The sequence below is a fragment of the Streptomyces noursei ATCC 11455 genome (assembly GCF_001704275.1).
GTDB lineage: Bacteria > Actinomycetota > Actinomycetes > Streptomycetales > Streptomycetaceae > Streptomyces > Streptomyces noursei.
Window position 1 is genome coordinate 5,455,858 of record NZ_CP011533.1, and the last position, 25,690, is coordinate 5,481,547.

The following is a 25,690-nucleotide window of genomic DNA, read 5'->3' on the forward strand; positions in this document are numbered from 1 at the left end:
AAGAAGAGTGATGGCCCCCTGAGGGGCTACCCGTCTGCGGTGACTGCGCAAGTCGTCCAAGGCCCACAGGGCGTGCCGGCTTCCGCTTTCGCGTGCCGCGCGCTTCTGCGTCGCTGATGCGGGAGATCAGGACGTGGGTCTGCGTCACCCGCTCGTACTCCCACGCCTGGTCCCTGCTTGAGGTGTGGACCCCACGGACGGCGGCGAGTTGCGGGTTGTTGATCCCGAACGCTTTTGCGAGATGAGCGCGGGCTTGATGGGCGGGCTCGTCGCTCGTTCCGAGGTGAACGGACGGGACGGTCCAGTCACCGCAGCAAGCGCGACACAGCAGCAGCTGCCGATCGTCACTCACGAGCAGCAGGAGCGCGCGCCGATCCTGCTGCGCGCCGGGGATGTAGCGGATGTTCACTCCTCCACCTTTCCTGCATGCTACTTAAATAGCAAGCAAGTGGCATGTGGTGGGTGAGGGTGTTCTGGCGGCGCTGTCAGATCTGGGCTCTGAGGCAGGGAGGCGACGGCGGGCGTTTGGGGATTCGGGAACCTCGTTTTGAGGCCCGGAGGTGAACCCGCCGCGGCCTGGGGTTTCTCTGATTTAGACACATCCCACGGAGGCGGGGCTGATCGGGATGATCCGATCCGGCGACAAGCGTAGCGGATGGCGGGTGGGGGGCGGGTGGGTGTGGGGAAGGTGGGGCGTGTGCCGGGGGCGGGTCAGCCGAGGTGCCAGCTGAGGGTGCCGTCGGCGGCGGTGAGGGCGGCGAGGAGGAGCAGGTCGGCGGCGCCGAGGGCGAGGCCCAGGAGTGCGCGGCCGCGGCGGGTGGTGCCGCGGGTGAGCGCGAGGGTGCCGAGGACCAGTGCGCAGGGGCCCAGGACGACGTTGAGGACCAGGGTGCCGAGGAGGCCGAGGACGAAGGAGGCGATGGCCATGCCGTCCGCCTGGGGGCGGGACGGGGTGGCGGCGGAGGACTTCGCCGCGGTCGCCGGGGTGGTGGTGAGGGTGGTCATCGGGCGGTCCCCTCGGTGTGGTGGCGGCGTTCGCGCAGGTAGAAGACGAGCAGCCAGGCGGTGATGACCGCGGCGGCGACGAGGGTGACCGGGACGGGGAGGTGCGCCGCGGTGCCCAGCGCGATCCCCATCAGGAGGAGGGCTGCGACGAGGAAGAGCATGGTCTGCCTTTCCGGGGCCGGTTCCGGTGCGGGGCCCGGTGCGGGTCCGTGGCGGAGCGCGGCCGAAGAGATTTGAGAGGACAGTTGTTCACTGACTTCTTCAGTGTACGGCTGCCGGCGGGTGGATCGGTTCGGAGAACGGTTGTTTACTGGATGACATGAGTCACAGTGTGGGTGGAGTCCGTCAGGCGCAGAAGCAGAAAACCCGTCAGGCGCTGCTGGACGCGGCCCTCGGGCTGCTGGAGGAGCAGAGCCTGAGCAGCCTGGGGTTGCGCGAGGTGACCCGGGTGGTGGGCATCGCCCCGACCGCGTTCTACCGGCACTTCCGGGACCTGGGGGAGCTGGGCGTCGCGCTCGTCGAGGAGGCGCTGGGCAGCCTGCACGCGATGGTGCGCGCGATCCTCGCCGAGCAGGACGCGGCGGAGGAGCGGATAGACCGCACGGTCGCGGTCGTCGAGCGGCATGTGCGCGAGCACCCCGCGCACGTACGGTTCGTGGCGCGCGAGCGGCGCGGCGGGGTGCGGGCCGTGCGGCACGCCATCGCCGGGGAGCTGGACCGGTTCGCGGCCGAGGTCGCCGAGGCGCTCAAGTCGCAGCCGGTGTCGGGCGGTTGGCGGGACGAGGACGTCCGGATGCTGGCCGAGCTGTACGTCGACCGGCTGGTGACCACCGCCGGGGAGCTGCTCGATGCCCAGGAGGAGGGAGGCGAGGGGGCGGTCGAGCGGGTGGTGTGGCGCGCCCGGCGCCAGCTGCGGTTGATCAGCATCGGGCGCCGGCACTGGGAGGAGGAGGGCGCCTGAGGCGGGGTGGGCGCGGGGCCCGGGGCGCGGGCCGTCAGGCGTGCGCCGGGGTGGTGCGGACGCGGTAGGTGCCGTCGGTGTTCTCGGTGAGAACGGTGACGGTGACGCCGCTCACCCGGTCGGTGAAGGAGTCGCCGGGGCGGAAGGTGGCGTCGGTCAGGTCCGCGTCGACGTAGCGGGCGTCGCTGTAGCAGCCGTTGCTGTGCGGGGTGCCGTCGACGACGCGGATGGGGGCGCGGCCACTGGGGACGTTGGTGGCCACGTGGTAGACGAGGACGCCGGGGCGGCAGACGATCGGGTCCAGGAGGCCGCTGGTCCGGGCCTCGACCACGAAGGCGGTGTGCGGACCGGTCGGAATGACGACGATCTTGGTGCCGCCGGGGGTGGAGATCGGCGTGAGGACGTGCTCGGTGGGGGTGCCGCCGGGCGGTGTGCAGTGCACCTGGCCGGGGGCGAGCCAGCCCATCTTCCACTTGTGCCAGCCGAGGAAGTCGTTGGTCGGCCCCCAGTCCTCGTCCATCGGGTCCCAGTGGCCCACCGGGGTCGATGCGTTGGGCTCGTCCGTGTAGTAGAGGTCGGGTAGGCCGAAGGAGTGCGCGTTCTCGTGGTTGACGACCCGGAAGGCGCTCAGGCCCGATTGCCGGCTCCAGATGAAGGAGACGTTCTGGAACTCCGCCCCGCGGCCGGTCTTCAGCCCCATGTCGCTGCCGCTGAAGGTGACCGACAGGACGGAGCGGGTCGCCGGCGGGCCCGCGTTGGGGGACGCGATGACGTTCACGACGTCGTAGTTGCGGAAGTCCACGAGCGGGTCCACGGCGTGCACGAGTTCCCGGGACAGGGCGTAGTAGCCCTGGTTCGAGTGCGGATCGAAGGTGGCGCCGCGGGTGATGCCGTATGCCGCCAGCGGGTGTGACATGCGGATCCAGCGGAAGAGCGGCTTGGGGACGTACGTCAGCCTGCCGTACGAACTGGTGCGGAAGTAGTCGGTCACGGCCGGGAAGAACTCGGCGAAGCGGGCCATGGGGGAGAGGCCGGCGGGGGCGTCCGGGAAGTCCACGAAGAGGGTGAGGGCCCGCACGATGCCGAAGGCGTGCGCGAAGCCGGCGGGGGTGGGGGCCGCCTCGGAGACGTCCTCGGTGATGCCGGAGAGCGCGCAGGGGCCGCTGGGACGTGCGCCGGCCGGTGGGCGGGGCGCGGGAGGCGCCGGGGCGGAGCCCCCCGCGGAGGCGTTCGCGGTGGCCGTCGCGGTGGTCTTCGCCGTCGCCTTGGCGGTGCCGACGGCTCCGATGGGGGGCGGCAGGGGCTTGACGCCGGGCGGCGGCGGTACGGGAGCGGCGATCGGGGGCGGTGGGGCGGCGGTGGCGTCGGGCGGCGTGGTCAGGGTGGTGGCGGCGGCCACGCAGGCGGCGGTCGCGGCCAGGGCGGCGCAGATCTTGTGTGTCAGGGTGCGCATGGCTCGGCCTGGAGCGTGCGGGCGCCGGTGGTGCGGTTCATCGGGCGCGTGCCTTCTGCCTCATGGTGTTCAGCGTGCGGCGGGGGATGGTCGCCCGCGCGTGGGGGTGCGTCAAATGGAGGCGTGGTGTGGTGCGGAGGGATGGCGCCCCAGCATGCGCCGGCGCTGACGGCGACCCCGGGCGCGGCTGCCGGGGTCGACGCGCCCCGCGTCCGCGTGGGCCACGTCACACCCCGGCCGGGAAATATCCGGGGAGCGGATCCCCGTTTAGCTCGGTGTTGGACGAAGCGGGGAGTGGTTCCCCGGTTCCGTGGATGCGGGAGAAGGACGAAGGGAGTGCGCCGACGTGACCGGAGTGGGGCGCGTGCAGACTGCACCACCGCGGCTGCGGGCCGATGCGGTGCGCAACCGGGAGCGGATCATCGCCGCCGCGCGGGAGACGATGGTCGAGTTCGGGGCCGAGGCGCCGTTCGACGAAATCGCTCGACGCGCGGGTGTCGGCAATGCGACGCTCTACCGTCACTTCACGGATCGCCGGGATTTGATCCACCACGTCACGCTCTCCGTCATGTCCCGTATCGCGGACCGCGCGGAGTGCGCCCTCGTGGCGGAGTCCGATGCCTTCGAAGCGCTGAGGCGCTTCGTCCACGACGCGGTGGAGGAGCGGATCGGGGCGCTGTGCCCGCTGCTCTCCGACGGCGTCGACCCGGCCCACCCCGATCTGCTCGCCGCGCGTGAGCGCCTGGACGCGGCCGTGGCCGCCGTCATGGGTGCCGCGCGTGACAGCGGCCAGCTGCGCACCGACATCGCCGTCGGTGACCTGATGGTCGCGCTCACCCAGCTCACCCGCCCGCTGCCGGGCAGTGGCTGTATGGACTTCGACAGGTTCGTGCACCGGCATCTGCAGCTGTTCCTGGACGGCCTGCAAACCCCCGCCCGGTCCGAACTGCCCGGTTCCGCCGTCACCTTGGAGGACCTGAGGCGCCGCTGACCGCGAGCCGCGGCGGCCGACGGGGGGGGGGAGGGCCGCGGTCCGCCCCGCTCGCCGGGACGATGCCTCGGCTCCGGCCCCCTGCGTCGGTCTTCTCCTTGAGTCCTCTTGAGTCCTCCTCGTCGGCCCTCTCTTCTCCCGTCCCCTTTCCCCCTTGTCCCTTTCCGCTTGACCCCTTCCGCCCGTTCCGTCTTCTCCGTCCGCTGAGTCCTCTCCGTCGCCCTCGGCCTCCTCCGAGGCGCTCGGGTGCCGGGGCGTCGCGCGACGCGCGCGCTCCTCACGGGTGCCGGGATTTCCGCTTCCGTCCGTTCAGCTCCAGAACCTCTGCCACGTTCCGTCACGCACCACTAGGTGGACCTCCCCATGTCTGAAACCGCCGCGCACGTCGATCCACGGCGCTGGAAAGCGCTGATATTCATCGCCCTCGCGCAACTGATGGTCGTCCTCGACTCGACGATCGTGAACATCGCGCTGCCCTCCGCCCAGAAGGCCCTGGACATCAGCGACGCCAACCGCCAGTGGGTCATCACGGCCTACGCGTTGGCGTTCGGCGGACTGCTGCTCTTCGGTGGCCGGATCGCCGACCTCTGGGGCCGGCGCCGGACCTTCGTCATCGGCCTGATCGGCTTCGCGGTGGCCTCCGCGCTCGGCGGGGCAGCGGTCAACGAAGGGATGCTGCTGGGCGCGCGGGCGCTCCAGGGCGTCTTCGGTGCGCTGCTGGCGCCCTCCGCGCTGTCGCTGCTGGCGGTGACCTTCACGGAGGCCCGGGAGCGCGCCAAGGCGTTCGGCATCTTCGGTGCGATCGCCGGTGGCGGTGGCGCGGTCGGGCTGATCCTCGGCGGCGTGCTGACCGAGTACATGAACTGGCGCTGGACGTTCTTCGTCAACATCCCGTTCGCCGTGATCGCCGCGACCGGTGCGGCGCTGGTCATCCGCGAGCCCGCCGAGGGCCGCAACCCCTCCCGCCTGGACGTGCCCGGCGTCGTCCTGGCGACGCTCGGCCTGGTCTCGCTGGTCTACGGGTTCACCCGGGCCGAGTCCGACGGCTGGCTGGCCGGTGTGACCCTGGGGCTGTTCGCCGCGGCGGCCGTGCTGCTGCTGACGTTCGTCCTGGTCGAGTCCAAGGTGGCGGCGCCGCTGCTGCCGCTGCGGGTGATCGCCGAACGGAACCGCGCGGGCGTCTACGCGTCGCTGGGCCTGGCCGTGATCGGCATGTTCGGTCTCTTCCTGTTCCTGACCTACTACCTGCAGGTCGTGAAGGGATACACGCCGGTGATGACCGGTCTGGCCTTCCTTCCGATGGTCGCGGGCATGATCACCGGCTCCACGCAGATCGGCGCCCGGCTGATGACCCGCGTCCCGCCGCGGCTGCTGATGGCGCCCGGCTTCACGGTCGCCGCGCTCGGCATGGTGGTGCTGAGCCAGATCGACCTGAGCACGTCCTACCCGGCGCTGATCCTGCCCGGCTTCGTCCTGATGGGCCTGGGGATGGGTACGGCGTTCATGCCGGCCATGTCGCTGGCCACGCACGGGGTCCAGCCGCGGGACGCCGGCGTCGCCTCCGCGATGGTCAACACCTCGCAGCAGGTCGGCGGCGCGATCGGCACCGCCCTGCTGAACACCATCGCGGCCAGCGCCACCACCGCGTACGCGACCTCGCACGCGGCCGGCGCGCGCTCGGCGGACCTGCTCAAGCTCCAGTCGATGGTGCACGGCTACACCTCCGCCATCTGGTGGGCGGTGGGCATCCTGGCCCTGGCGGCGGTGATCGCCTTCACGCTCATCAACACCGGGCGACCGGGCGGCGGTTCGCCGGCGGCCTCGTCGGAGGACGGCGCGGGCGCGAACGCCGGCGCCGAGGACGAGGCGCAGATTCCGGTGATGGTGCACTGACGGTGCGCCGGCGATGCACCGGCGGTGCATCGCCGGCGCGCTGAGGGGGCGCTGAGTCGACCGTGGCGGTGCGTCGGCCTCCCTTCGCCCCGCTGAGGTCAGCGGAGCCAGGGGAGGTCGGCGCCCTGCGGTTGGAGGCCGTCGGTGATCATGCAGCAGATCTCGTCGAGTTGCCCGATCTGCTCCGGGGTGAGGCGGTCGAAGATCGCGGCCCGGACGGCGTTGACGTGTCCGGGCGCGGCCTTCTCCAGGACCCGCAGCCCCTCGTCGGTGAGGTAGGCGTTCTGGCCCCGCTTGTCGGACGGGCAGTTCTCGCGCCGGACCCAGCCGTTCTTCTCCAGGCGGGCGACGGCATGGGAGAGGCGGGACCGGGTGATCTTGGCGTTCTGGGCCAGCTCGGTCATCCGCATCCGTCGTCGCGGTGCACGGGAGAGCTGGACGAGCAGGCCGTAATAGACGTGCGGCATCCCGGCGTCGCGCTGAAGCTGGCGGTCGAGGTGGTCCTCCAGGAGCGTGGTGGCGTGGAGGTATGCCTGCCAGGCGTGCTGCTCCTCGTCGTCGAGCCAGCGCGGCTCGGTCGCGGGTTCGTTGCTCATGCCATCCACTCTCTCACCGCTTCGAGAGTTATTGAACATTTAACAATGAAGCTTCGGCCGATGGCGGCCCTCCGGCTGGGGCGGTATCCCTGGTCGGCGGGCCTTCGCGGGCCTTCGGCGGGCGGGGGATCCGGGTGCGGCGGGTCCGGATCGGGCGCAAGACGGCGCGGCGCGGGGTGGCGGACATCGTCGCGGGGCGTCGGCTAACGCCAGTGTGCCGCCACGGCGGCGATATGGCGGCAATGCCGGCGATATTTCTCCGCCGGATCCGTCAGGTCCGTCAGATCCGCCCCTCCGCCCCCTCCGCCAGATCCGCCGGATCATCGGCGAGATCGCGTCGGTGATCCGTCGGGCCGGTGTTCCGGCGGCCCGTGGCTCCGGTGCGGGGAGGGCTGATCACTCCCCGGTGCTGATCAGCCCACCCGGTCCTCAGTCCTCGCCCGGCGTGATCAGTTCCAGGGAGCGGAGCGCGGACCGCAGTGCGCGGTCATCGCCGTCCGCCGCCCAGGAGGCCACGTCGAGGGCGGTGTCGGTCAGCTTGATCGCGTGCGCGTCGCCGTGCGCCGCGGCCCGTTCGAAGACCTCCTCAGGGGTGAGCGCCCCGGTCGTGAGCGTCGGCAGCGGCTCGTCGGGGCTGTAGACGGAGGTGAGTGCGGCGCTCGCCGTCCAGGCCGCCGCGAGCGAGGGCGCCCACAGTTCGCGGGGGAGTGCCGGGAGGGTGCGCAGGACGGCGTTCGGGGCGGTGGCCGCGTGGACCAGCAGGACCGCGTCGCCGTGGCCGTAGTCGAGGTAGCGGTGGGTGGCGGCCCGCACCAGTGCGGTCAGCTGTTCGCGAGCCTCGTCGGGATTCCGCGGCGCGCGCAGCGACGCGGCCGCGGCCGGCCATCCCTGCGTGTCGGGCAGCTGGGCCAGCCCGGCGACGACCGACGTCCGCCGGTCGGCGACGCGCGGGAGGGCGGCCAGCGCGTCGTCGGGCGCGAGGGTGCCGCTGGGGCGCGCCGACACCGGCAGGGTGGTGTGCCGGGCCGCCCAGTAGCCGAGCGCGTGCGCCAACTCGGCGATCCGCGGCGCCTCTTCACCTTGCTCCAGGAGGGTGCGCACGGCGTGTCCGACCCGGATCACCGGGTGGGTGGCGGCGCCCGCGATGCCGGGCAGCAGACGGGGCCACCACGTGGCGAGCACCTCGCGCCAGGGGCGTTCGGCGACCTGGCGGGTCAGGTATCCGGTCCAGTCGGTGACCCGGCGCGGATCGCCCAGCGCCTCCTGCCAGTTGGCGTCGGTGAGGGGCGTCCGTGCGGTCGGCACCTCCTCCAGGCGGGTGGCGTAGTCGTCGAGCCAGCGGTGGACGGTGCGCGCCTGACCGTGCCGGATCAGGGCCTCCACGGCCATCGGGCCGTGGTTGCTGAGGAACCCGTTGAACTCGGGGCCGGTGGCGTGGAGACGTTCCAGGGCTTCGTCGAGTGTGCCGCTCGTCGTATCCATGGCCCGAGGCTAGGTACGCGCCCCGGCACCGGGTAACGGGCCGCGGGCGGATCCTCAACCGGACCGTGGGACTAAGGCGTTGGTCGTACGGCGGTGGTGGGATGCGAGGGGAGGGAGAGACGGGGATCGCTCATCAGGAGAGCACGGGGATGCGGGGGCGCGGGCGCACTGGTTCGGGAATCTCGACAGAGGGTGTCGGGTATAGGCGGGAGCCTTGGCGGCATGACGAACGAGAACGGGCGACGGGCCGGGAGCGACCGGCAACGGGGCGCGGGCGGAGCGACGAGCGGGGGCGGCGGGGGCGGCGGGGTCGGTTGGGCGGCCGTGGAGGCGGCGGTGCCGGAGTTCGCCGCGGTGGTGCGGGAGCGGTTCGGGGCGTATCGGCATCACGTCCTGGCCACGCTGCGCACGGACGGTGCGCCGCGGCTGACGGGCCTGGAGGCGGACTTCCGTCGAGGAGAGCTGTGGCTGGGCATGATGACGGGCTCGCGCAAGGCGCTCGACCTGCGTCGGGACCCCCGTTTCGCGCTGCACGCCAACCCCGGCGGCGGGACGGACCTGGCCGGCGGTGACGTGCGGGTCGCCGGGCGGGCGGTCGAGGTGACCGACCCCGGGCTGAAGGCGCGGTACGCGGCGGCGGCCAAGCCGCCGGAGCCGTTCCATCTCTTCCGGGCGCGGTTGACGGAGGTGGTGCGGACGTCCGTCGAGCCGCCGTTCATGAAGCTGGAGATCTGGCGGCCGGACCGACCGCTGCGGACGCTGCGGCGGACGTCGGAGGACCCGGAACTGCTGGAGGGTCCGGAACGGCCGACTACGGAGGGGGCCGGGGGCTTCGAGGGTTCGTAGGAATTCGTAGGTCTTCGGCGGCTTTCGGTGGTCTTCGGGTGGGCTGCGGGGCGGGCGTGCGGTGGCGGCGGAAGAGGGAACCTCCCGCCGTCACCGGGCAGTTGTGTCCGTCCCGGGTGCCTCGCCGCGGGGTGCGAGGCACCCGTGCCCGCCTCAGTGCGCGGTGTGCGGCAGGTGCAGCCGGCTCGCGTGCGGGGGGTGCGGGCGGTGCAGGCCGTGCGGCTCGCGTTCGCGGTGGGTGCGGAAGATGTAGAGCGAGACGACGAACATCACGGCGAACATGACCAGGCCCCAGCCCGTCGATTTGAGGACCGAGGGCGTGCTGCCGCCGAGGGAGTAGAGCCACCCCATCGAGGCGCCGAAGAGCGCGCCGTAGGCCAGGGCGCGGGTCTCGGTGATCATGGTCGACTGGAAGTGCACCAGCGTCACGCCCAGTATTCCGGTGACCACCGCCGCGATCAGTCCGAGGAGCGCGGCCTGGCCGCCCTTGGCCCCGTTGGTGTGGTCCATCCAGATCGTGTAGCAGCCGAAGCAGATCGCCGCGATGACCGCGAGCGCCACGGGGGTCGGGACGCGGCGGCCCGTCGTCTCCGGAGCGGACCGTTCCGCAAGGCCGGAGAGCGTCGCGCCGTGTTCCGGTTCGATGGTGCCGTGGGAGCGGGCGGCGCGGGCCTCGGGCAGCCCGTCCCCACCGGCGTGCGGGTCGCCGTGCGCGTGCTGGTCCATGACGGGCTCCTCTCGTGCGGCCTCTTCCTCGCCGTCGCTCTCGTCCGGCTCTTCCGGTTCCTTCGCTCTCTTCCTGTCCAGGCGACACCCGGGGGTGGGCGGCGTCAACCGGAGCGGCCCGAGGTCACCCGTCGGCGCTACCGCAGATCCTTCTGGTACCAGGCGACGTCCCAGTAGCGGCCGAATTTCCGGCCCACCTCCGTGAACGTGCCGATCGGGCGGAAACCGAAGCGGGCGTGCAGTCGGCCGGACTCCCCCACGCCTCAAGGGCGCGGGAGGTGCCCCCACCGTTGGGCTGGGTGATGCCGGCGTAGGCGCGGTGCACGTCCTCGTCGGCCAGCGCGGCGAAGAGCGCCGTGTACAGGAGCGTGCCGACGCCCCGGCCGGCGGCGTCCGGCGCGCAGTAGACCGTCGTCTCCACCGAGGTGGCGTACGCGCCCTTGGGACGGAAGGCGCTGCTGGTCGCGTAGCCGAGGAGGTCGCCGTCGGCACCCTGCGCAACCAGAAGGCGGTGCGGGCCGTCTTTGGGGTGGGAGAGCAACCACGGGCGACGTTGGGCAGGGCTGAAGGGAGCCGTGTCGAATGTGATGGCCGTCTCACGGACGTAGTGGTTGTAAAGATCCGTAAGGGCCGTGAGGTCCGTCTCGGCGCCCGCTCTGACCTGCACATCCCCGTGCTCGGGTGGCATCAGTCCTCCTTGGTGACGGCGCAGGGTACTGCATGATCAGAAAAATTGAAGAGCGGCTTGGGAATTCTGTCCGGATTCCAGCCGTTGTTTCCTTCGGACGGGTCAGCCGGTCGGCCACAGGTGGTCCACGGATCGACGACCCGCCCCACTGTCCAGCGACCGACTCAGCGCAAAGGGAGCACCCGCATGGCAACCCGTGCCGTCGCCCGTCGTCAGGCCAGCACCACCGGCTCTGGCGAGGCCAACAGCGTTCGCGCAGCAGGCGGAGACATCGCCGACCGCGACCTGGTCGGCATGTACCTCGACGAGATCGCGCGTACGCCGCTGCTCGACGCCGCCAAGGAGGTGGAGCTGTCCCAGACGATCGAGGCGGGTGTCTACGCCCAGCAGATCCTGGACGGCGAGCTCACCGACGGCAACGCCGCCGGCGCCGACCGCGCGGAGCTCGAAGCGCTGGCCGCCGAGGGCGACCGGGCCAAGGACGTCTTCATCCGGTCCAACCTCCGCCTGGTCGTCGCCGTGGCCCGTCGCTACCCGCGCTCCGGCCTCCCCCTGCTGGATCTGATCCAGGAGGGCAACGCCGGCCTGGTGCGCGCCGTCGAGAAGTTCGACTACGCCAAGGGCTTCAAGTTCTCGACGTACGCGACGTGGTGGATCCGCCAGGCCATCACCCGCTCCATCGCCGACCAGTCGCGCACGATCCGGCTCCCCGTCCACCTCGTCGAGGAGCTCGGCCGGATCCGCCGGGTGCAGCGCGAGTTCAACCGCGAGAACGGCCGCGACCCGGAGCCGGAGGAGGTCGCCGGCGAGCTGGGTTCCACCGCCTCCCGGGTCACCGACGTCCTGGACTGGGCCCGCGACCCGGTCAGTCTGAACATGTCGGTGGACGACGACGGCGACACCCAGTTCGGCGACCTGCTGGAGGACACCTCCGCCGCCTCGCCCGAGCAGTCCGTGCTCACGCTGCTGCGCAGCGAGGAGTTGGAGGATCTGATCGACCGCCTCGACCAGCGCACCGCCTCGATCATCAAGGCGCGCTACGGCATCGACGACGGCCGCGAGCGCACGCTGACGGAGGTCGGCAAGCAGCACGGCCTGACCCGCGAGCGGATCCGCCAGATCGAGAAGCACGCGCTGCTGGAGCTGAAGCGGATGGCGCGCGACACCGGATTCGACGCGGCGGCCTGAGCCGGGTCCCCCGCCCGAGGTGGAGCGCGTGCCGTGAGCGCGCGGTGATGTGGTGAGGTGCGAGCCCCGATGCCGTAGTGGCGTCGGGGCTCCTTTGTGTCCCGGCCGGGAGGACCCGAAGGCCCGGGCGTTGGATCTCCGCGCCCGATCATGCCCGTTTGGGTCCGCTTCAATGTCCGTATCTGTTTACTTGGCGGGATGTCGGGCGTAGCATCCCGGTGAAACCACAGGTTCGGGCATGAAATGGACGCAGACGCAGATGTACGCACCCGAGCGCCAACAGGAGATCCTGCGGCTCGCCCGTGAGGGCGGGCGGGTCGATGTGCTCTCCCTGGCCGAGGAGTTCCAGGTCACCGCCGAGACCGTGCGGCGCGACCTGAAGGCGCTGGACCGCGCCGGCCTGCTGCGCCGGGTGCACGGCGGCGCCATCCCGGCCGGCCGGCTGGACTTCGAACCGGACCTCGCCGAGCGGGACGCGGTCGCCGCCGACGAGAAGCAGCGCATCGCCCGGGCCGCGCTCGCCGAGCTGCCCGGCGGCGACGGCCGCGGCAGCGTGATCCTCGACGCCGGCACCACCGCCGCCCGGCTCGCCGCCGAGATCCCGCTGGAGGCCGAGCTGACCGTGGTCACCCACGGCCTGCCGGTCGCCGCGCGGCTGGCCGACCACCCCGGCCTCACCCTCCACCTCGTCGGCGGCCGGATCCGGCACCGCACGCGGGCCGCCGTCGACGACTGGGCGCTGCGGGCCTACCGCGAGATCAACGCCGACGTGGTCTTCCTGGCGACCAACGGCTTCTCCCTCGACGGCGGGCTGACCACGCCCGACCTCGCCGAGGCCGCGGTGAAGCGGGCGCTGATCGCCGCCGCCCGCCGGGTGGTGCTGCTCGCCGACTCCGCCAAGTTCGAGCAGCGGCACTTCGCCCGCTTCGGCGATCTGTCGGACGTGGACCTGCTGATCACCGACACCGGGCTGCGCCCCGAGGACGCCCTCGCCATCGAACGCGCCGGTACCGAAGTGCTCCGCGCATGACACCGCCCACCGCGGCCGTCGGCGCCCGCCCGGGCACCCCCGTCGGCGCTTCCGTTCGCACCCCCGTCGACGCCCTTGTCGGCCCTCCCGCGGGCACCCCCACGCCCCTCACCGCCGGACCGGTACGCCCGTGATCATCCTCACCGTCACCCCCAACCCCAGCCTGGACCGCACCTACGAGATCCCCGCGCTGGAGCGCGGTGCCGTGCTGCGGGCCACCGGCGACCGGATCGACCCCGGCGGCAAGGGCGTCAACGTCTCCCGCGCGCTCGCCGCCGCCGGCCACCGCACCCTCGCCGTCCTGCCGCTGGGCGGCCCTGCGGGCGCGGCGCTGGCCGGGTTGCTGACGGCCGAGGGCATCGACGTGGCGGGCGTCCCGGTGGCCGGGCAGACCCGCTCCAACATCGCCGTCGCCGAGCCCGACGGCACCCTCACGAAGATCAACGCGGCCGGCCCGGAACTGACCGCCGAGGAGTCCGCGGCGCTGCTGACCGCGGTCGGCGAGCGCTCCGCGGGCGCCGACTGGATCGCCTGCTGCGGCAGCCTGCCGCGCGGCCTGGCGCCCGAGTGGTACGCCGAACTCGTGGCCCGGGCCCACCACATGGGCGCCCGGATCGCGCTGGACACCTCCGGCCCGGCGCTGACCGCGGCGCTCCGCGAACGCCCCGACATCGTCAAACCCAACGCCGAGGAGCTGGCCCAGGCCGTCGGCCGCCCCCTGACGACCGTCGGCGACGCCGTCCGGGCCGCCGAGGAACTCCGCTCCCGGGGCGCCCGGGCCGTCCTGGCCTCCCTGGGCGCCGACGGGCAGCTCCTGGTCGACGGCGACGGCGCCCACTTCGCCAGCGCCCCGGTCGCCGTCGTGCGCAGCAACGTCGGGGCCGGGGACGCCTCGCTCGCCGGTTTCCTCGCCGCGGGCGGCACCGGCGTCCCGGCGCTGGCGGCGGCGGTGGCGCACGGCGCCGCGGCCGTGCAGCTGCCCGGCAGTCTGATGCCGACGCCGTCCGACCTGGCCCCCGAGCGGGTCACGGTGACCGCCGAGGTGCCGCTCGGCCGGGCCCTGACGGAGCCGGTGCCCGATTCCCCCGCACCCCGTCCCCACCGCCCGCACGGCGGTACCGCGCGCAAGGGAGCCCGCGATGAGTGAGTTGATCAGTGCGGACCTGGTCGATCTCGACCTGTCCGCCGCAACGAAGGACGCCGCCGCCCGCTCGCTGGCGGAACGGATGGCCGCCGCCGGTCGGGTCACCGACCTGGAGGGCTTCCTCGCCGACGTGGCCGCCCGCGAGGCCCAGATGCCCACCGGCCTGGACGGCGGCATCGGGATCCCGCACTGCCGCAGTGCGCATGTGACGGAGCCGACGCTGGCCTTCGGGCGCAGCGCGGCCGGCATCGACTTCGGCGCCGCGGACGGCCCGGCCGACCTGATCTTCCTGATCGCGGCCCCGACGGGCGGCGACGCGGACCACCTGTCGATCCTGTCGTCGCTCGCGCGGCAGTTGATGGACGAGGCGTTCACCGGCGCGCTGCGGTCGGCGGCCGAGCCGGCGCGTGCGGCGGCGCTCATCCGCGGCGAGGAACCGGAGCCGGGCGCCTCCCGGCCCGCGGACGTCCCCGAGGCCGAACTCGCGGCCCCCGAACTCGCGGCCCCCGAACCCGCGGCCCCCGAATCCGCGGCCCCCGAACCCGCACCGTCCGCCCCGTTCCGGATCGTCGCCGTCACCTCCTGCCCCACCGGCATCGCGCACACCTACATGGCCGCCGAGTCGCTGGCCAAGGCCGCACGGGCGGCCGGCGTCGAACTCACCGTGGAGACCCAGGGATCGGCCGGCTTCCAGCGCCTGGACCCGCAGCTGATCGCCGCCGCCGACGGCGTGATCCTCGCGCACGACGTCGAGGTGCGGGACCGGGAGCGGTTCGCCGGCAAGCCCGTCGTCGACGTCGGGGTGAAGGCCGGCATCAACCGCCCCGCCGAACTCCTCGCCGAACTGCGGGAGAAGGCCGCCCACGGCGGGACCGCCGACGCCCCGGCGCGCCCCGCCGCCCCCGCCGCCCCCATGGACCGGGGCGCCGAGGCCACCGACGGCTTCGCCATCCGGCTCCGTACCTGGCTGATGACCGGCGTCAGCTACATGGTGCCGTTCGTCGCCGCGGGCGGCCTGCTGATCGCCCTCGCCTTCGCGATCGGCGGCTACACCGTCGACAAGGCGCCGTCGGTCGCCGACCACTTCGTGTGGGCCGAGTCCGCCAGCTGGGCGGCGCTGCTCTTCCAGGTCGGCGGTACCGCCTTCGGCTTCCTCGTCCCGGTCCTGGCCGGCTTCATCGCCTACGGCATGGCGGACCGGCCCGGACTGGTCCCCGGCTTCGTCGGCGGCGCGATCGCACTCACCGTCAACGCCGGCTTCCTGGGCGGACTGATCGCCGGTCTGTTGGCCGGCGCGGTGGTACGGGCGATCCAGCGGCTCGGCGTGCCGCCGGTGCTGCGCGGCATCATGCCGGTCGTGGTGATCCCGCTGGTCTCCTCGGCGGTGGTCGGCTTCCTGATGTTCCTGGTGGTCGGCAAGCCGATCGCCGCCCTCCAGAAGGCCCTCACCGGCTGGCTGACCGGTCTCTCCGGCGCCAACGCCGTCATCCTCGGCATGCTGCTGGGCCTGATGATGTGCTTCGACCTGGGCGGTCCGCTCAACAAGGTCGCCTACGCCTTCGCGGTCGGCGGCCTGGCCGACCCCAACCCCGGCAGCCTGAAGGTGATGGCCGCGGTGATGGCGGCCGGCATGGTCCCACCGCTGGCGATGGCGCTGGCCACGACCGTGCGGGGCCGCCTCTTCACCCGCGCCGAGCGGGAGAACGGCAAGGCCGCCTGGGTGCTCGGCGCGTCCTTCATCACCGAGGGCGCCATTCCGTTCGCCGCCGCCGACCCGTTGCGGGTGATCCCCTCCGCGATGGCCGGCGGCGCGGTCACCGGCGGGCTGTCGATGGCCTTCGGCTGCACCCTCCGCGCCCCGCACGGCGGCGTCTTCGTCGTCCCGCTGATCGGCCAGCCGCTGCTGTACCTCCTGGCCGTCGCCGCCGGCACCGTCGTCAGCGCCGCCCTGGTCGTCCTCCTCAAGCGGTTCCGGGCCCGGACGGCGCGGATATCGGACGCGGAGACGGCGGCGGCGACCGGCGCCACGCACCCCGAGGCGGGTACGCACCGCGAGGTAACCACGCACTAAATAGTGGGTACTTGTCCGGAACCGCGCCCCCGCCAAGACTGATCTTCAAGCAATCAGTGAGAACGAGGCGGGAGCGCGGTTCCGTTATGTCGGTGGACGATTCTGTGGGCAATGCGGCGGGCAATGCGGTGGGCCAGGTGGAGGGAAATTCGGCGGTGAATGCGGCCGGGAATGCGGCCGGTGCGGCGGCTCGGCGGAACGTCGCGGTCCTGGGCCTGGGAGACATGGGAACGGCCCTGGCGGCGGCGCTCCTCGCGGCCGGCCATCGGGTGACGGTGTGGAACCGCACGGCCCGTAAAGCCGACGGGCTGGTGGAGCAGGGCGCCCGCCGCGCGGCGTCCCCCGCCGAGGCGATCGGCGCGAGCGACGTGGTGATCGTCTGCATCCTGGACTACGCGGACGTCGCGCCGCTGCTCTCGGACGACGGGGCCGACGCGGCGCTGAAGGGCAAGGTCGTGGTCAATGTGACCAACGGCTCGCCGGCCGAGGCCCGGGAGCTGGCCGAGCGGGTCGCCGGGCTCGGCGCGGACTATCTCGACGGCGGCATCATGGCCGTGCCGGAAATCATCGGAGCGCCGCAGGCCGTTGTGCTCTACAGCGGTGCGAAGGACGCCTTCGAGGCGCATCGCGAGGTGCTCGACGCTTTCGCCGGCAGTGTGTATCTGGGCGCGGACCCGGGTCTGGCCCCGCTCAACGACCTTGCGCTGCTGAGCGGAATGTACGGCATGTTCGGCGGATTTCTGCACGCGGCCGGCCTGGTGCGCTCGGCCGGCGGAAACGTCACCGCATTCACCACCGAACTCCTGATTCCGTGGCTGCGGGCGATGGCCGACAGCCAATTGCCGGCGATGGCCGCACAGGTGGACTCGGGGGATTACGGCGCCACCGGCTCCAATCTCGCCATGCAGGTCTCGCACGACGCCATCGGCGACGTCAGCCGGGCGCAGGGCGTCAGCACGGAGCTGTTCGCCCCGCTGTGGGAGCTGATGAAGCGGCGGGTGGCGGACGGCCACGGCGCGGAGAGCGTCGGGGGCGTGGTGGAACTGGTGCACCCCCGGGAGGCGCGGGCCTGACCCCGCCCCCGTAGCCGACGAGGCGGTGACCGCCCCTCCTCCAGAGGGACGGTCACCGCCTCGTGCGCTTCAGCTGTTGCTGACGGCCGTCAGGACGAGCTGCCCGCCGTCCACTCCGACCACGACATGTTCCAGCCGTTGAGGCCGTTGTCGGGCTTGACGGTCTTGTCCGGGGAGTTCTTCACGACCACCACGTCGCCGATCAGCGAGTTGCTGTAGAACCACTTGGCCGGGGTGTCGCCACCGCCGCCCTTGTTGTCCTCCAGGCCGACGCAGCCGTGGCTGGTGCCGGTGCGGCCGAAGATCGACGAGTTGCCCCAGTAGTTGCCGTGTATGAAGGTGCCGGACGACGACAGCCGCATGGCGTGCGGCACGTCCTTGATGTCGTACTCGCCGCCGAAGCCGACCGTCGAGCCGTCCATCCGGGTCTGCTCGAACTTCTCCGAGATCACCATCTGGCCGTTGTAGGTCGGGTGGTCGGGGCTGCCGCCGGAGATCGGGATGGTCTTGATGACCTTCCCGTCCTGCTTGACGGTCATGGTCTGGGTGTTCATGTCGACCGTGGAGACCTGCGAGCGCCCGATGGTGAAGGTCACCGTCTTGGACTGCACACCGGTGATGCCCGGGCCGCCCTTCACCCCGTCCAGGTCGATCTTCATGGTGACCTTGGAGCCGGCCTTCCAGTACTCCTCCGGCCGGAAGTCCAGCCGCTGGTTGCCGAACCAGTGGCCGACGACCTGCTGGCCGCTGCTGGAGGTCACCGTGATGTGGGACCGGACGTCCTTCTGGTTGGCGATCGGCTTGTCGAAGTTGAACGACACCGGCATGCCGACGCCGACGGTCTTGCCGTTGTCGGGCGTGAACGAGCCGATGAAGCTGTTGGCCGACGAGACCGTGGAGAAGGTCGCGTTCTCGGTCGCCGGACGGCCCTTGGCGTCCTTGGCGTTCGCCACCAGCTTGTACTTGGTGCCGCGGTCCAGCTGCGCCCCGGGCTTCCACGAGGAGCCGTCCGGCGATATGGCGCCGGAGACGTCCTTGCCGGTGTCGACGGCGGTGAGCTTCACGTCCGTCAACTTGCCGCCGGTGACGCTCACCCCGGTGTCGTTGATGCTGGCGTCGGTGGCGCCGTCCTTCGAGGTGACCTTGATCTTGGCGTCGGAGGCGTCCTTGGCCGCCGCGGCGTCCGCCCCGGCCTGGCCGTTCTTGCCGTCGCCCTGGCCGCCCGCCTCGGCGTCACCACCGCAGGCCGTCAGCGACAGCGCACCCGCGGCGAGCAGGGCGGTGAGGGCGAGGACGCGCCGTGTCCGGCGGGTGCGTCGGGGCGCGGCGGAATCCCGCAGCTCGGTCTGGAGCGGCTGGTGGGCGGTGCGGGACTGGGCGGGCGCGGGGTTGTCCGGCGATGTCACGAGCTGCTCCATACAGGGGTGTTGTGATTCCGTGCTGGTAAACAGCACCTACGGGCGGATTTGGTTGCGGGTACGACCGCGTTGTGACGAAGGTCACATGCGCGGTGGCACGGGTCGGTCGTCCGGCCCTGATAGCCAGGTTCGCAGTGCCGTGCCGTCTTCGTCCAGGCGGGGCGGCGCAGCGGGTTGCACCACCGGCGTGTCCGACAGGCGCAGGGGGCTGGCGACTTGGGGCGTCCGCCCCTCGCCGACCGGGACGACCGGATCCAGCCCCAGCCGCCCGGCCAACTCCAGCGCCTCGGAGACGCTGTTGACCGGCCCGCACGGCACGGACGCCGCCGTCAGCCGCTCCGTCCAGCCCCGCGGGGTGTCGGCGGCCAGCCGATCCTCCAGCGCTTTGACCAGGTCTGTGCGGTTTTGTACCCGATCCTGGTTCCGTCGGAACCGTATGTCCTCCGCGAGTTCCGGCGTCCCCAGCGCCCCTGCCAGCGCCCGGAACTGACGGTCATTCCCCACCGCCACGGCCAGCAGCCCGCCCCGGCAGGCCAACGTCTCGTACGGGGCGATGCTCGGGTGCCGATTGCCCATCGGCCCCGGATCCCGCCCGGTCACCAGCTGCCCGGACACCTGGTTCACCAGCGCCCCCAGCAGCGACGAGAGCAGGTTGACCTCCACCGCCTGCCCGGCGCCCGTCCGGTCGCGGTGCCGCAGCGCCGCCAGGATCCCGGTGACGGCGTCCTTGGCCGTCAACACGTCCACCAGCGCCACCCCCGCCTTCAACGGCGTCCCGCCCGGCTCGCCGGTGACGCTCATCAGCCCGCCCACCGCCTGCACGACGAAGTCGTAGCCCGGCAGCGCGGCGCCCGCGCCCGAGCCGAAACCGGTGATCGTGCAGTGCACCAGCCCCGGGTTCGCGGCCCGTGTCGCGACCGGGTCGAGGCCGTACTTCGCCAGCGAACCGGGCCGGAAGTTCTCGATCAGGACGTCCGCCCGCCGCGCCAGCTCACGGGCCGCCGCCGCGTCCTCCGGGTCCCCCAGATCCAGCGCCAGCCCGCGCTTGGAGCGGTTGGCGGCGTCGAAGTACGCGGCGGTGCCGTCGGCGGCGAACGGCGGCCCCCACGCGCGGGTGTCGTCCCCCGAGCCCGGCCGCTCGACCTTGATGACCTCGGCACCGAGGTCGGCGAGCGTGGCGGCGGCCAGCGGGCCGGCCAGGACGCGGCTGAAGTCGGCCACGAGAACGCCGTCGAGGGCGCGCGGGGCGGTCCGGTGCTGCGGCTCGGGCACGGGCGTACTCCTCAGGTCGCGGACGGGACGCCGTCATCGTTCGCGACGGCCCGCGCCGGAGGGAAGCAGCCGAGGTGTCCAACGGGAGAGGCGGCAGTGCGCCGGTGCGGCCGGTGGTGCACCGGCGAAGGCCCGTCGCGGCGGCTCCGCGAGACGGCCGCCGCCCACACGTGTGGTGTCGGGAATACAGGGAAATGTCATAGGAGATGTGTCACTTCGGGATGTACGGCCCAAGATCCCCTGTTGGAAGTCCTGACGTGTGGTGTCTACTGGGCCTAGCCCAGCGCCCACTTGTTCGGGAGGAACAGCATGCTCCCCTCCGTTTCGATTCTCCAGCAGATCGGTCTCGGCGTTCTGCTGGTCATCGTCGTCCTCTGGGCAGTCGGCCTGATCAGACTGACCCGCCGCGGGCACCACGGCACGACCACCCCCTTCCGGCGGCGACCATCGCGGACCCGGATCCGACTCGACGCGGTCCCGCGCCAAACCGGACCCGGCGGCCCCGCCTCGGAGAACGTCGACCTCACCCCCGCCGAGCGGCAGGCGTTCGACGACCTCGTGCGGCAGCTCTCCAGCCGTAGTTGAGCCGCCGTCAGCCCGACGGCACACCGCCGCGCGGGCCCGCCCGCCTCAGCGCACGGGCCCCAACTTCAGCAGTGCCAGCGCCGCCAGCATCTGGACCGACACCGCGGCCGCCGACTTGTGCGTCGGCAGATGGTGCTGACCACGTATGAGCAGCACCGCGAGGAAGTAACCGAACCCCCACGTCGTCCAGGTGGCGGCCTGGACGAACGTGGAACTCGTCGGCAGCCACGCCGCGATGATCAACCGCGGCAGGTCCGTCACCCAGAAGATCACCACGAACAGGCTCGCCGTCGGCGCGAACCGCCCGTTGCCGCCGAGCGTGCGCGCTATCGCGTGGGTGACCGCCCCCAGCCCCAAACTGGCCAGCAACACGCCCGCCTCGGCCATCCCCGCCAACTGCAGCGCCGCCGTGCGACCGGCCGTCCACTGCGCCCGGAACGCGTCCACCGACACGATCCCGATCCCGCCGCTGATCAAGCACAGCAGCACCGCCGCGCTCCACGCACTGCGGTCCCGCGCCTCGTCGAAGACGTCCACCGGCCGGTACCAGAGCCCGAATATCAGCCGGTGCCACCACAGCCGCTGACGCCGTATCGGCTCCCTGGGGGCCGACGCGGGCCCAGGAGGCGCCGGCTGCAGCAACGTGGGCGGCGGAGGCGGCGGCTCCGCACGCGGCGGCGCGGCGGCGCGCCGGCCGGGCCGTGACGGGGGCGGGGTGGGGGGAGGCGATGCGGACATACGGCCGTTTCTACCACCGGCCGCGCCGGCACGACGCGCGGGCACCGGGCGGGGCCTGCCCCCGACCACGCCACCCGGATGAGACGCTCGACCGGTGACGCTTCAGACACCGGAGCACGACGAGGCACACAGCGGCGCGCTCGGCAGCCGCCTCAACTGGCTGCGGGCGGCCGTCCTCGGGGCCAACGACGGGGTCGTCTCCACCGCCGGCCTCGTCGTCGGCGTCGCCGGCGCCACCGACTCGCGCAGCACCCTGCTGACGGCCGGACTCGCCGGACTGCTGGCCGGATCGATGTCCATGGCCGCCGGAGAATACGTCTCGGTCTCCACCCAACGCGACTCCGAGAAGGCCGCACTGGCCCTGGAGAAGCGCGAACTGGCCACCGCCCCGCAGGCCGAACTCCAGGAGCTGACCGAACTCCTGGAGGGCAAGGGCCTGGGCCGCGCACTGGCCCAGGAGGTCGCCGAGCAACTGACCGAGCACGACGCCCTGCGCGCCCACGCAGAGGTGGAACTGGGCATCGACCCCGACGAGCTCACCAACCCCTGGCACGCCGCGGGCGCCAGCTTCCTCGCCTTCACCGTGGGCGCGCTGCTGCCCCTCCTGGCGATCGTGCTCCCGGCGGCCGGCCAGCGCCTCTGGATCACCGTGGTCGCCGTACTGGCGGCCCTGGCCCTCTGCGGCTGGACCAGCGCCCGCCTGGGCACGGCCCCACCGGGCCCGGCGATGCTGCGCAACGTAACGGGGGGCGCACTGGCCATGGCCGTCACCTATGTGGCGGGCACGCTCCTCGGCGCGGTGGGCGCCTGACGGCATGGTGCCACCCGGACGCCCCGCCCCGGGCTCCGGCTACTGACCCGGCCCGTACAGGTCCGTGTACGACGGGAAGACGCCACCGGGACCGTCCACCGAGGCGGCGGCGCGCGCGGCCTTGACGATGGCCCGGGTCAGGACGGCGGCGCCGGTGTCGAAGATCTCGTTCAGGGCGCCGGCTTCCAAGTGGACCCCGAAGACGGGGTCGGCCAGGGCCTCGGCGCCGGCGAGCGGGCGCGCGCCGGTGGCCAGCGCGAAGATCGCGTCACCGTCGTTGAGGAGGTGGACGGGGCGCAGCGCGCGGGCCAGGCCGTCGTGGGCGGTGCCGGCGAGCTTCTGGGCCTGGGCACGGGTGAGCGCCGCGTCCGTGGCCACCACCGCCAGGACGGTGTTCAGCGGCGGACGGACCGAGGAGGCCATCCGGGCAGCGGAGGTCTCCCGGGCCTCCGCCAGACGGAGGCGGGCGGCCGCGTGGACCTCGGGGGAGGGCAGCGGGCCGGGCGCGCCGTAGAGGGCGCCGGTGTGCGGGTCGGCGAAGGAGCCCGCGGCGTTGACGGCGGTCAGCGCGGCGACGGTTATGCCGGAGGGCAGGACCGCGCTGGCGGTGCCGATGCCGCCCTTGAAGCCGCCGGCGGTCGCGCCGGTGCCGGCGCCGGTGTTGCCCTGGGGGACGGGCGCGCCGGGGGCCGTCCGGGCGGCGGCCGCCACGGCCGCGCGCCCCAGGGCGGCGTCCGGACGGGCCTGCCAGTCGCCGCCGCGGCCCAGGTCGAAGAGGGCGGCGGCGGGGACGACGGGGACGACCTGGGCCGGGTCGGGCCCGACCCGGAAGCCGCGGCCCTGCTCCTCCAGCCAGTGGACGACACCGGACGCCGCGTCAAGTCCGAAGGCGGAGCCGCCGGTCAGCACGACGGCCTCGACGCGCTGTACGAGGTTGCGGGGGTCGAGGGCGTCGGTCTCCCGGGTGCCCGGGCCGCCGCCGCGCACGTCGACCGCCGCGACGGCGCCGCCTTCGGGGGCGAGGACGACGGTGGTGCCGGTGAGCCAGCCGTCACCGATGCGTTGGGCGTGCCCGACCCGCAGGCCGGGGACGTCGGTCAGGGCGTCGTGCGGGCCCGGAGGGTGGGGGGCGTCCTCGCCCCCCGGGTGCCGCTGGTGCTGCCGCGCGTCAGTCATGGCGCCATGCGTACCACGCGGACCCCGCCCGGCGGCAGGGTCGGGCGTCAGTGGCCGGCCGGGCCCATCACGACCACCGGGTGGAGGCTCGGGTCGAGGGCGCGCAGCAGTTCGCGCATCACCTGGGGCTTGAGGCTGACGCAGCCCTGGGTGGGGCCGTCGTGGTCGACGTGCAGCCAGACGCCGCCGCCCTTTTCGTCGCCGAGGGGCCGCTGACCGTCCAACGGGGAGGTGCCCGGGACGCGGTTGTAGTTGATGGCGATGACGTAGTCGAAGGCGCCGGCCAGCGGCTCGCCCTCGACGCCGGTGCCATGGGCGACGAAGCTGCTGTTGTGGTCGTAGGGGAGCTTGGTGCCGCCGGGCGCGGGCAGCCGGCCGCCGGCGTCGGTGAGGGTGTAGACGCCTTCGGGGGAGCGCAGGTCGCCGTAGTGGTGCTGGGTGGTCCATCCGTGGGCGGCGTTGTGTGCGGCCCAGGTGGGGCCGGCCTCCCAGAAGTCCGAGCCCTCCGCGCGGGTGTAGAGGACGACCCGGGACTCGTACGAGTCGGAGTCCTTGCCGGTGACGACCAGGACCTGGCGGGCGTTGGCCGGTATGCGCTTTCGGGCGGCGTCGCTGAGGTCCGGGATGGCGCGCAGGCCGCGGGCCGCCTCCGGCGACGCCTGGTGGGGTGCGGGGGTGTTAGGGCCGGAGACCGTCCGGGTCGCACCGCTCTTGGCGTCCGGCCGGCCGCTGTGGTCGTCGCCCGAGGCCGGCCAGGCCCACAGGGCGGTGCCGACCAGCGTGGAGAGCGCGAGGCCGCCGACGGCCTTGCTGCGCCGGGACAGTCTCCTGCGCGCACGGGACTGAGCGTGGCGGGCTGCCATGTCTGGCGTCTCCTCAGGTACGGACGGGCGGACGGCCCATGGTCGATGCCGGGGCCGCGGAGCCCCCGGGCATAAAAAGGGCAATCTGCACCCTACCGCGTTCCGGCGAAGCCGCTTCCGCGGACTGTGGTGAACGGTAGAGGGCATGAGGATGGCGCCGCACGCCGGGTGAACCTTTGGTAGGGGAATGCGGTGATTGATGCTGCACGCGCGCTATGGGACCCGCCGTGGAGCCCTCGGCGAGGTCGCCCAAACTTGGCCGGAATGTGCCCCAAGTCCAGTCTGTGCGCAGCCAGTTGACGGGGATTCGCGGCGCCGTCGCACGGACCTTTTCGGCCCCTCGGCACGCACCCCGCCGGCCGGCCGGGGAGAGCGCGCGTACGGCCGTTCGGCACGCTTACGAGGGACGGCGCGCGGGCCGGGCACCGCTCACACCCGTAACCGGGATGGGCCGACCGGCGGCCGCTACTCCTCCTCCAGAGCGGTGCCCTGGCGGGCCGTCAGGGTGACGCCCACGGCGACCGTCGCGGCGGCCACCAGGCCCGCCACCGGAACGGCCGCGGGCCCGGCGAACGTACCGGCCAGGATCAACCCGGCGGACACCGGCAGCACCAGCTGCTGGGCCGGTCCGCGCTTCTGGTGGCGGGAGTGGATCAGCCACACCGTGAACATGTAGAGCGCACCCGGCACCGTGACGCAGGCCGCCGCCGCGCGCGCCGAAAGGTGCGCCCGGCCGGACGACTGCTCCACCGCGATCTCGATCCCCGCGCCGATCGCCGCGGCCGAGCAGAACACCAGGTAGTGGCCGTAGCCCCACAGGAACGCCTGGCGGTTGGAGCGCAGGTGGAGGTGGATGGGGACCGCGAAATAGATCCAGTACGCGGCGAAGACCAGCAGGAGGCCGCCGGCCGCGATCGGCAGCAGCGTGCCGAGGTCGTGGTGCTCGTCGAGCGCCGACTGCACCGCCACCGTCGCCGCGGAGACCGTCTCGCCCAGCACGATGATGGTGAACAGGCCGTAGCGCTCGGCGATGTGATGCGGATGCCAGCTGGTCTGCCAGCGGAGTTCGGCGATCGCCGGAACCGACAGTTCCAACGCTCCCATCACCAGGAACACCCACGGGGCGGCACCCGGCGGCAGGAACAGCAGCGCCAACCAGCCGATCTGGCAGAGGCTCACCCCGAGGGCGTAGCGGAGGGCGGTACTCCGTTCGGTGCCCCGCGAACCGTGGGCGGCGCGCAGCCACTGGCTGACCAGCGCCAGCCGCATCACCAGGTAGCCGAACCAGACGACGCGGAAGTCGCCGGCGCCGAACGCCCGCGGTACCCCGGCGGCCAGGATGAGGACGCCGGAGATCTGGACGAGGGTCACCACCCGGTACAGCACGTCGTCGGTGTCGTACGCCGAGGAGAACCAGGTGAAGTTGAGCCACGCCAACCAGATGGCGAAGAACACCATCAGATAGCCGACGACGCCGTGGCCCGGATGGCCCTCGGCGAGGGCGTGCACCAGTTGGCGACCCGCCTGGGCGATCGCCACGACGAAGCAGAGGTCGAAGAACAGCTCCAGTGGGGTGGCGGCGCGGTGCGCCTCCTCACGACTGCGCGCACGCATCAGAACCGGCACGTTGCCCCAGCCCCTCTCGTCGACCGCTGGTGGGTGGCACTCAGTAGAGCGCGG

24 protein-coding genes and 1 pseudogene are annotated in these 25,690 nt (G+C 72.7%); 12 read left to right on the forward strand and 13 right to left on the reverse strand.

Going from position 1 to position 25,690, the window contains the following annotated elements:
* Positions 1 to 184: 184 nt before the first annotated feature.
* Positions 185 to 466, forward strand: a complete 282-nt coding sequence (locus tag SNOUR_RS46295) for a hypothetical protein (protein ID WP_159425901.1) — start codon at positions 185 to 187, stop codon at positions 464 to 466.
* A gap of 245 nt (positions 467 to 711) precedes the next feature.
* Here the strand turns inward: SNOUR_RS46295 and SNOUR_RS23205 are convergent, their stop codons facing one another.
* Positions 712 to 1,005, reverse strand: a complete 294-nt coding sequence (locus SNOUR_RS23205) for a hypothetical protein (RefSeq protein ID WP_067350348.1) — start codon at positions 1,003 to 1,005, stop codon at positions 712 to 714.
* Positions 1,002 to 1,166, reverse strand: a complete 165-nt coding sequence (locus tag SNOUR_RS47225; protein ID WP_039635563.1) for a small hydrophobic membrane protein — start codon at positions 1,164 to 1,166, stop codon at positions 1,002 to 1,004. The genes SNOUR_RS23205 and SNOUR_RS47225 overlap by 4 nt, the downstream gene beginning before the upstream one ends.
* 158 nt (positions 1,167 to 1,324) lie before the next feature.
* Here SNOUR_RS47225 and SNOUR_RS23210 point away from each other — a divergent pair, with 158 nt between their 5' ends.
* A complete protein-coding gene (locus tag SNOUR_RS23210; RefSeq protein WP_067350350.1) occupies positions 1,325 to 1,966 on the forward strand; it encodes a TetR family transcriptional regulator in 642 nt (213 codons plus the stop codon).
* 34 nt (positions 1,967 to 2,000) lie between these two features.
* Here SNOUR_RS23210 and SNOUR_RS23215 read toward each other — a convergent pair whose 3' ends face one another.
* The gene (locus tag SNOUR_RS23215) at positions 2,001 to 3,419 is read right to left on the reverse strand and encodes a M6 family metalloprotease domain-containing protein (protein WP_079142840.1); all 1,419 of its coding nucleotides are present in this window, start codon (positions 3,417 to 3,419) and stop codon (positions 2,001 to 2,003) included.
* A gap of 364 nt (positions 3,420 to 3,783) precedes the next feature.
* Between SNOUR_RS23215 and SNOUR_RS23220 the strand changes: the two genes are divergently transcribed.
* Positions 3,784 to 4,410: a TetR/AcrR family transcriptional regulator gene (locus tag SNOUR_RS23220; protein WP_312633362.1), complete on the forward strand. Its 627-nt coding sequence runs from the start codon at positions 3,784 to 3,786 to the stop codon at positions 4,408 to 4,410.
* Positions 4,411 to 4,773: 363 nt separating this feature from the next.
* Entirely contained in the window at positions 4,774 to 6,303 is a 1,530-nt protein-coding gene (locus tag SNOUR_RS23225; protein WP_067350355.1) for an MFS transporter, read from the forward strand.
* Between the two features lie 98 nt (positions 6,304 to 6,401).
* Here SNOUR_RS23225 and SNOUR_RS23230 read toward each other — a convergent pair whose 3' ends face one another.
* Both SNOUR_RS23230 and SNOUR_RS23235 read right to left on the reverse strand, forming a co-directional pair.
* Positions 6,402 to 6,899: a MarR family winged helix-turn-helix transcriptional regulator gene (locus tag SNOUR_RS23230; protein ID WP_067350358.1), complete on the reverse strand. Its 498-nt coding sequence runs from the start codon at positions 6,897 to 6,899 to the stop codon at positions 6,402 to 6,404.
* Positions 6,900 to 7,328: 429 nt separating this feature from the next.
* Positions 7,329 to 8,381, reverse strand: coding sequence for a questin oxidase family protein (locus SNOUR_RS23235; RefSeq protein ID WP_067350361.1), 1,053 nt, complete (start codon positions 8,379 to 8,381; stop codon positions 7,329 to 7,331).
* A 324-nt stretch (positions 8,382 to 8,705) separates the two neighbouring features.
* Between SNOUR_RS23235 and SNOUR_RS23240 the strand changes: the two genes are divergently transcribed.
* Positions 8,706 to 9,227: a pyridoxamine 5'-phosphate oxidase family protein gene (locus SNOUR_RS23240; protein WP_067358667.1), complete on the forward strand. Its 522-nt coding sequence runs from the start codon at positions 8,706 to 8,708 to the stop codon at positions 9,225 to 9,227.
* A gap of 153 nt (positions 9,228 to 9,380) precedes the next feature.
* On the opposite strand, the gene SNOUR_RS23245 is transcribed toward SNOUR_RS23240, so the two are convergent.
* Positions 9,381 to 9,953 (reverse strand): DUF2157 domain-containing protein, encoded by a 573-nt coding sequence (locus tag SNOUR_RS23245; RefSeq protein ID WP_067350364.1) that lies wholly within the window; start codon positions 9,951 to 9,953, stop codon positions 9,381 to 9,383.
* Between the two features lie 137 nt (positions 9,954 to 10,090).
* Positions 10,091 to 10,641, reverse strand: a pseudogene (locus tag SNOUR_RS23250) (GNAT family N-acetyltransferase).
* Positions 10,642 to 10,827: 186 nt separating this feature from the next.
* Here SNOUR_RS23250 and SNOUR_RS23255 point away from each other — a divergent pair.
* The 5 genes from SNOUR_RS23255 (at position 10,828) to SNOUR_RS23275 (ending at position 17,147) form a co-directional block, all read left to right on the forward strand.
* A complete protein-coding gene (locus SNOUR_RS23255; RefSeq protein ID WP_067350365.1) occupies positions 10,828 to 11,829 on the forward strand; it encodes a sigma-70 family RNA polymerase sigma factor in 1,002 nt (333 codons plus the stop codon).
* A gap of 259 nt (positions 11,830 to 12,088) precedes the next feature.
* Positions 12,089 to 12,859: a DeoR/GlpR family DNA-binding transcription regulator gene (locus tag SNOUR_RS23260; protein WP_067350368.1), complete on the forward strand. Its 771-nt coding sequence runs from the start codon at positions 12,089 to 12,091 to the stop codon at positions 12,857 to 12,859.
* Positions 12,860 to 12,992: 133 nt separating this feature from the next.
* Positions 12,993 to 14,006: a 1-phosphofructokinase gene (gene pfkB, locus SNOUR_RS23265; RefSeq protein ID WP_312636042.1), complete on the forward strand. Its 1,014-nt coding sequence runs from the start codon at positions 12,993 to 12,995 to the stop codon at positions 14,004 to 14,006.
* Positions 13,999 to 16,074, forward strand: a complete 2,076-nt coding sequence (locus tag SNOUR_RS23270; RefSeq protein ID WP_067350373.1) for a PTS fructose transporter subunit IIABC — start codon at positions 13,999 to 14,001, stop codon at positions 16,072 to 16,074. Before pfkB ends, SNOUR_RS23270 begins: the two co-directional genes overlap by 8 nt.
* Positions 16,075 to 16,229: 155 nt before the next feature.
* Complete coding sequence (locus SNOUR_RS23275; RefSeq protein ID WP_446677949.1) at positions 16,230 to 17,147, forward strand: NAD(P)-dependent oxidoreductase; 918 nt, start codon at positions 16,230 to 16,232, stop codon at positions 17,145 to 17,147.
* An 89-nt stretch (positions 17,148 to 17,236) separates the two neighbouring features.
* Here SNOUR_RS23275 and SNOUR_RS23280 read toward each other — a convergent pair whose 3' ends face one another.
* Positions 17,237 to 18,565 (reverse strand): L,D-transpeptidase, encoded by a 1,329-nt coding sequence (locus tag SNOUR_RS23280; RefSeq protein ID WP_079142843.1) that lies wholly within the window; start codon positions 18,563 to 18,565, stop codon positions 17,237 to 17,239.
* An 81-nt stretch (positions 18,566 to 18,646) separates the two neighbouring features.
* Positions 18,647 to 19,837, reverse strand: a complete 1,191-nt coding sequence (locus SNOUR_RS23285; protein WP_067350378.1) for a CaiB/BaiF CoA transferase family protein — start codon at positions 19,835 to 19,837, stop codon at positions 18,647 to 18,649.
* A 309-nt stretch (positions 19,838 to 20,146) separates the two neighbouring features.
* On the opposite strand from SNOUR_RS23285, the gene SNOUR_RS23290 reads away from it, so the two are divergent.
* Complete coding sequence (locus tag SNOUR_RS23290) at positions 20,147 to 20,422, forward strand: hypothetical protein (protein ID WP_067350381.1); 276 nt, start codon at positions 20,147 to 20,149, stop codon at positions 20,420 to 20,422.
* A 45-nt stretch (positions 20,423 to 20,467) separates the two neighbouring features.
* Here the strand turns inward: SNOUR_RS23290 and SNOUR_RS23295 are convergent, their stop codons facing one another.
* Entirely contained in the window at positions 20,468 to 21,064 is a 597-nt protein-coding gene (locus SNOUR_RS23295; protein WP_312633370.1) for a Yip1 family protein, read from the reverse strand.
* A gap of 190 nt (positions 21,065 to 21,254) precedes the next feature.
* Between SNOUR_RS23295 and SNOUR_RS23300 the strand changes: the two genes are divergently transcribed.
* Positions 21,255 to 21,971, forward strand: coding sequence for a VIT1/CCC1 transporter family protein (locus SNOUR_RS23300; protein ID WP_067350384.1), 717 nt, complete (start codon positions 21,255 to 21,257; stop codon positions 21,969 to 21,971).
* A gap of 39 nt (positions 21,972 to 22,010) precedes the next feature.
* Here SNOUR_RS23300 and SNOUR_RS23305 read toward each other — a convergent pair whose 3' ends face one another.
* The 3 genes from SNOUR_RS23305 to SNOUR_RS23315 form a co-directional block, all read right to left on the reverse strand.
* A complete protein-coding gene (locus SNOUR_RS23305) occupies positions 22,011 to 23,147 on the reverse strand; it encodes a P1 family peptidase (RefSeq protein ID WP_079142844.1) in 1,137 nt (378 codons plus the stop codon).
* A gap of 47 nt (positions 23,148 to 23,194) precedes the next feature.
* Positions 23,195 to 24,010 (reverse strand): L,D-transpeptidase family protein, encoded by an 816-nt coding sequence (locus SNOUR_RS23310; protein WP_067350387.1) that lies wholly within the window; start codon positions 24,008 to 24,010, stop codon positions 23,195 to 23,197.
* 465 nt (positions 24,011 to 24,475) lie between these two features.
* Positions 24,476 to 25,624 carry a low temperature requirement protein A gene (locus SNOUR_RS23315; protein ID WP_099055718.1) on the reverse strand — a complete coding sequence of 383 codons (1,149 nt, stop codon included), beginning with the start codon at positions 25,622 to 25,624 and terminating at the stop codon, positions 24,476 to 24,478.
* Positions 25,625 to 25,690 lie beyond the last annotated feature (66 nt).